The organism is Acinetobacter sp. YH1901134, assembly GCF_013416965.1.
Lineage (GTDB): Bacteria > Pseudomonadota > Gammaproteobacteria > Pseudomonadales > Moraxellaceae > Acinetobacter > Acinetobacter amyesii.
In genome coordinates, this window is record NZ_VPEW01000005.1 from 64,979 (window position 1) to 71,047 (window position 6,069).

The 6,069-nt window shown below is 38.1% G+C and carries 4 protein-coding genes; 3 read left to right on the forward strand and 1 reads right to left on the reverse strand.

The features are described 5' to 3' along the window. Positions 1-43: 43 nt before the first annotated feature. Positions 44-1,096 (forward strand): AbrB family transcriptional regulator, encoded by a 1,053-nt coding sequence (locus FTV50_RS07635; RefSeq protein ID WP_180024038.1) that lies wholly within the window; start codon positions 44-46, stop codon positions 1,094-1,096. A gap of 287 nt (positions 1,097-1,383) precedes the next feature. Here FTV50_RS07635 and FTV50_RS07640 read toward each other — a convergent pair whose 3' ends face one another. After that, on the reverse strand, positions 1,384-1,578 hold the full coding sequence (locus tag FTV50_RS07640; RefSeq protein ID WP_078193067.1) for a hypothetical protein: 195 nt from the start codon (positions 1,576-1,578) through the stop codon (positions 1,384-1,386). Between the two features lie 459 nt (positions 1,579-2,037). On the opposite strand from FTV50_RS07640, the gene sbmA reads away from it, so the two are divergent. After that, positions 2,038-3,234 (forward strand): peptide antibiotic transporter SbmA, encoded by a 1,197-nt coding sequence (sbmA, locus tag FTV50_RS07645; protein ID WP_180024039.1) that lies wholly within the window; start codon positions 2,038-2,040, stop codon positions 3,232-3,234. Between the two features lie 499 nt (positions 3,235-3,733). Then, positions 3,734-6,069, forward strand: a 2,336-nt coding sequence (locus tag FTV50_RS07650) for a BapA prefix-like domain-containing protein (RefSeq protein ID WP_180024040.1), incomplete at its 3' end; no start/stop codon positions are given.

Sequence of the window (6,069 nt, forward strand, 5' to 3'; positions counted from 1 at the left end):
GGAAAGCAATGGTCAGCGAGTCTGACCATTGCTGTTAGATCATATGGAAATAATAAAATTAAATGCCAAAGGATTGGTATGCGCACTGATCGGTGCGCTCATCGCAAATTTACTTCATCTCCCTTTACCGTGGTTGCTCGGGCCATTACTCGCGGCTTTATTGTTTGGTTGTATAGGCCAACCACTCACATGTTCACCGCATTGGCGTAAAGTGGGACAAGTCATTATTGGTATGGTTTTGGGACTATATTTTACCCCAGCGCTAGTCCATGCTATTTCTGCCTATTGGATATTTATCGTACTCGGCATCTTATGGTCATTGATTTTGGGAACACTTATCGCAGGATTACAATATCGTATCAATGGTTTAGATTGGGCAACGGCGTGGTTTTCTTCTGCAATCGGCAGTGCCAGTGAAATGGTGAATATCGCAGAAAATCACCATGCGCAAGTAGATAAAGTCGTTGCTGCACATAGTTTAAGAATTGTGGCACTTGTGGTGCTTGTACCAATCGTTTTAGCAGCATTATTTGATATTCATTGGGTGAGTCTAGACCCACACATCATTGATCACTTTGGAATTGTCCAAATTCTTCTTTTATTTGCTTTGGCCTGTTTGATAGCGAAAATATTTCAAAAATTCAACGTATTAAATGCATGGGTTCTCGGACCATTAGTTATAGTGGGATTACTTTCATTTTTCGGAGTATTGGAACTAAAATTTCCGACGTGGTTTACGGCGTTTGGACAAATATGTATAGGCTGGTCATTAGGGACAAAGTTTCCTTTTGGCTTTTTAAAAAGCCATAAAAAATTCATCGCCATCACGACCATTTTGAATTTGTTGGCATTAGGATTATCCATCCTGTTTGCATTGTTCTTGATGTATATCAGTCATGCTAATGGGAAGATTTTAGTTTTAGGCTTATCTCCCGGCGGCATTGCAGAAATGTCTTTAATGGCAAAAGCCCTTGGATTAGCTGTGCCTATCGTGGTTGCGTTTCAACTATCACGGCTGATTTTTGTGATATTGACCACCAATTATTTCTATCAATTGAGCAAAAAAATATTTTTTAAAACAACAGATAAGCCTTAATCGTCCACTCAATTCGATCTTTGATTCAGATGAATTAAATAGAACACTTTCTATAGATTGCATTTGAAATAAAGTGGAGTAGAAGTTAGAAAAAAATGAGATTAATGAAAGATAGTTGAGAAAAGGGTCTTAAATGATGGTTTTGAAAGTGAAGATGAGCAAGAGGGATCAATTTGATTCAGGACTGCTCTCGTCAGTCCCTTATTATTTTAATGCCGTTTTAGATCAGTAAATTTTAAATTTCATTATTATGCAAAATTCGAAGATTTAAAGATTTAACGTCAAAATTAAATTTCGCGCCAAACATCATTCTTATCTTTGAATGAAATCATAAAGTTAAATTTATCATCATTACTTACCAAAAGACCTTCTGGCGTTTGCATAATCACTTTCAGAACGGTACCAGTTTCAAAAACCAAAGGACTGCAATTTTCTTTATTTAATGTAATTGGTTTGAGTAATTCAACAATTGCACTTTCCATTTTACTTCCCCAAGCATAGGTTGTTAATTGAACTTAGCATATTATTGGTGAAGAAACAGGTTTTGTAAATGACGTGAGCTCCATCGCAGAAAATATTTTAGAGATTTCCATAACTTAAGTTTAAATAATGGTTAAATAAATTATGGTTTTTTAATCTGTTGATATCAAAAAAAATTTTAAAATATGACAAACTTTTTAACAGTAATTATATGTCCTAAGATGTGTTTTTTGTTCCACAAACAATGACCAGATCATCAAAAGGGCATGATCAATAATGAATTTAAGGTGAACTTCAGTTTTCATCCTTAAGCTAACCGAAAGATGTGTCGTCTTGTATTTGATTGTTAAATTTCAGATTAAACAGCGTTAAATATTCAATCTGAACAAGAAAATTAATGAAATAAAACTTATTATCAGCAACTCAATCTAAAAACAAAGATTCAGGGAAATGTAGGACCAATGTTTAAATCTTTTTTTCCAAATCCAAAATGGTTTTTTGGATCATTCCTTATATGGTTCGTGATCAATATTGTCTTGTGGTATAGCGGTGGCAATAGTTGGGGTACGATGTTTGGTTTAGCTGCAAATTATCATCAAGCAGAGCTGCCTATTGGTATTAGCCGATTTTGGAGCCCCAAATTTTTATGGTTCTATGCTTGGTTTTTTGTAGCAACGGCACTCTTTGCAGCCTTTTGGAAGATTAAATCAGATAATCCTTGGCAACGATGGTCTGTGTGGGGAACCGCATTTATCCTGTTTAATGTTTGGTTTAGCGTGGAATGTAATGTCGTAATCAATGCTTGGTATAACCCATTCTATGATCTGATCCAGAAGATGCTTTCAGGTGGTGGGGGCGAAGTGGCGACGCTATATTCAGAGACGCTGACTTTTCTCTATGTGGCCATGGTGTATGTCACACTGGCGGTATTGAACCTGTTTTTCGTCAGTCATTATGTTTTTCGTTGGCGTACCGCGATGAATGACTTTTATACAGCGCATTGGAAAAAACTGAGAACCATTGAAGGTGCCTCACAGCGTATTCAAGAAGACACGATGCGTTTTGCGAGAACCACAGAAGGACTTGGGGTTAGCTTGGTTGAATCGGTGATGACCTTAATTGCATTTCTCCCTGTGCTGTTAACTTTGTCAACACATGTAAAGAAATTACCTGTCGTGGGGGAAATCACCTATGCATTAGTTTGGGCGGCAGTCCTTTGGGCAGTATTAGGGACGGTTATTTTAATGCTTGTGGGTTATAAACTACCGGGTTTGGAGTTTAATAATCAAAAAGTCGAAGCAGCATATCGTAAAGAATTAGTTTATGGTGAAGATTATGCAGATCGAGCAGACCCTCTCACATTAAAAGAATTATTTGGTAAAGTCCGATTTAATTATTTTAGACTGTATTTTCACTATGCTTATTTCAACCTAGTTCGTATTTGGTATATGCAGCTTGATAATATTTATGGGTACTTTGTATTGTTTCCAAGTATTGCAGCGGGAACAATCACGCTCGGTATATTAATGCAAATTTTAAATGTCTTTGGACGTGTACGTGATTCTTTCCAATACCTGATTTCCTCGTGGACAACCATTATTGAACTGATTTCTATTTACAAACGTTTAAAATCATTTGAAAAAACAATTAATAATTAATTTTTAATCTTAAAAATGACCTGTAGTTAATTACAGGTTTTTTTTATGGTTTTAATTAATGAGAATTACAAATAAATAAAATCAATAAATTAAAGAGGTTAGATCTTATTTCATGATTTTTTAAAAAAAATGTAAATAAAAATACTTATTATGTAATTTTGGTAATTTTACGTATGTATATTGTATTCATATCGATGATTAATTTATAAAAATTACATTTTTGTTGAATTTTATCACATTTTATTTGCTTTTTTTTACATTTGAAATGCAAACAAAATCACATATTTTTGGTGTTTGTGTGTATTTTTTTGCAAATTCATTCTTTCTGTTTGGCGTGAAACATCTTAACAATGCGATAAAGAAAAAAACTTTAATATTTTTTTTAACTTTGCTGAACTGTTATATGTCCATTCACATGCCTTTTGATTAATAAGATAAAGCTTGTGGTTAAAAAAAAATTTAAATCATAAATATATAAATAAACCAGAGGGTAATTGTCATGTTACACGTCCAAGTTGTATCAAAAGAACATCATTCTGTTTTAGAAAACATACAAACGAGTAATATTTTATTAAAGGAGGCTTCTGTTGTTGTTATACATACTTCAAAAGAAAATGTTTTAAGTATGGAGAGAAGTGGAAATACTTTAATTATAAAAATGAAAGACGGACAGCAACTAATAATTGAGAATTACTTTACAGATAATCCAAATGAAAACAATGTTGTACTAGAAGAAGATGATAAATTATATCTATTAGAAACAAATCCAAATGAAGCTGGATTATTTGAAATTAACTATAATCCGATCGATGAAATTAATCCTTTACTCTATTCAGATTCAACAGTTGGTTTATGGACGTGGTTATTTCCTTTAGTTACTGCTGGAGGCATTTTAGCTTGGGCAAATAATGATTCAGATAGTTCATCGGGTTCGGGTAACTCAAATCAAGCACTCGATGCGGCAGAAAAAGCGGTAAAAGCAGCAGAAGATGCAAATAAAGCCGCAAAGGATGCTTTGACCGATGCACAAGCGGATGGATTAATTACCCCTGAAGAAAAGACCAAGCTTGAGCAAGCACTTGCCGATGCCAAAGCTGCTGAGGATGCTGCTCAGAAAGCTGTTGACGCATTAAAAGACAGTACTGAAAAAGACAACTTACAAGATCGTCTCGATAACTTAACGGATATCGTGATTCCACCTGTGACCGATGCAGATGGTAATGGCATTGATGATGCGGTGGATGCGCAAATTGCCGATGCAGAAGCAGCAGTGAAAGCAGCGGAAGATGCGTACCAAGCAGCAGAAGATGCACTTTCAGAGGCTGAATCAAATGGCTTAATCACCCCAACCGAAAAAGCTGAACTTGAAGAAGCCCTCAAAGCGGCACAACACGCCAAAGACGCAGCGCAAGATGCGGTCGATGCCTTACCATCGGCACCTGCAGCAGTGCAAGATGCCAAAGATGGCTTCCAAGATCGAATTGATGCGTTGACGGATATCACTATTCCAGCAGTCAACGATGCCAATGAAAACGGAGTTGATGACAGCACAGAAAATCCAGTTGATTTAGCCACAGATCTTGTTGAAGCAGCAGAAGATGCGTATCAAGCAGCAGAAGATGCACTCACTGATGCGAATACAGATGGCTTAATCACAACTGAAGAAAAAGCTGCTTTAGAAGATGCCTTAAAAAATGCGCAAGATGCTAAAGATGTAGCACAAAATGCAGTGGATGCCTTGCCAGACAGTACGGACAAAGATGCACTGCAAGATCGAATTGATGCCTTAACGGATATCGAGATTCCAGCGGTCACTGATACCGATGGCAATGGTATTGATGATGCAGTTGATGCACAAATTGCCGATGCCGAAGCGGCAGTAAAAGCCGCAGAAGATGCGTATCAAGCAGCAGAAGATGCATTAGAAGAAGCCAATGCAAACGGCTTAATCACCCCAACCGAAAAAGCTGAACTTGAAGAAGCTCTCAAAGCGGCACAAGACGCCAAAGACGCAGCGCAAGATGCGGTCGATGCTTTACCGTCGGCACCTGTAGCCGTGCAAGATGCCAAAGATGGTTTCCAAGACCGTATTGATGCGTTGACGGATATCACCATTCCAGCGGTGACAGATACCGATGGCAACGGTATTGATGATGCAGTGGATGCACAAATTGCCGATGCCGAAACGGCAGTAAAAGCCGCAGAAGATGCGTACCAAGCCGCAGAAGATGCATTAGAAGAAGCCAATGCAAATGGCTTAATCACCCCAACCGAAAAAGCTGAACTTGAAGAAGCCCTCAAAGCGGCACAAGACGCCAAAGACGCAGCACAAGATGCGGTCGATGCTTTACCGTCGGCACCTGCAGCCGTACAAGATGCCAAAGATGGCTTCCAAGACCGTATTGATGCGTTGACGGATATTACTATTCCAGCAGTCAACGATGCCAATGAAAACGGAGTTGATGACAGCACAGAAAATCTAGTTGATTTAGCCACAGATCTTGTTGAAGCAGCAGAAGATGCGTATCAAGCAGCAGAAGATGCACTCACTGATGCGAATACAGATGGCTTAATCACACCTGAAGAAAAAGCTGCTTTAGAAGATGCCTTGAAAGATGCGCAAGATGCCAAAGAACTTGCACAAAATGCGGTAGATGCCTTACCAGCAGGAACAGATAAAGACGACTTACAAGATCGTCTCGATAACTTAACGGATATCGTGATTCCAGCGGTGACGGACAGCAACAACAACGGTGTTGACGATGCAACAGAAATTGCAGCGGTAGAAGACTTGGTAGCAGCGGCAGAGCAAGCGTATCAGGATGCGGCGGATGC

What these genes read in the sequence shown, in the direction of transcription:
- FTV50_RS07635 (WP_180024038.1), top strand. Translation starts at nt 44, where the DNA reads ATGGAAATAATAAAATTAAATGCCAAAGGATTGGTATGCGCACTGATC.
- FTV50_RS07640 (WP_078193067.1), bottom strand. Translation starts at nt 1,578, where the DNA reads ATGGAAAGTGCAATTGTTGAATTACTCAAACCAATTACATTAAATAAA.
- sbmA (WP_180024039.1), top strand. Translation starts at nt 2,038, where the DNA reads ATGTTTAAATCTTTTTTTCCAAATCCAAAATGGTTTTTTGGATCATTC.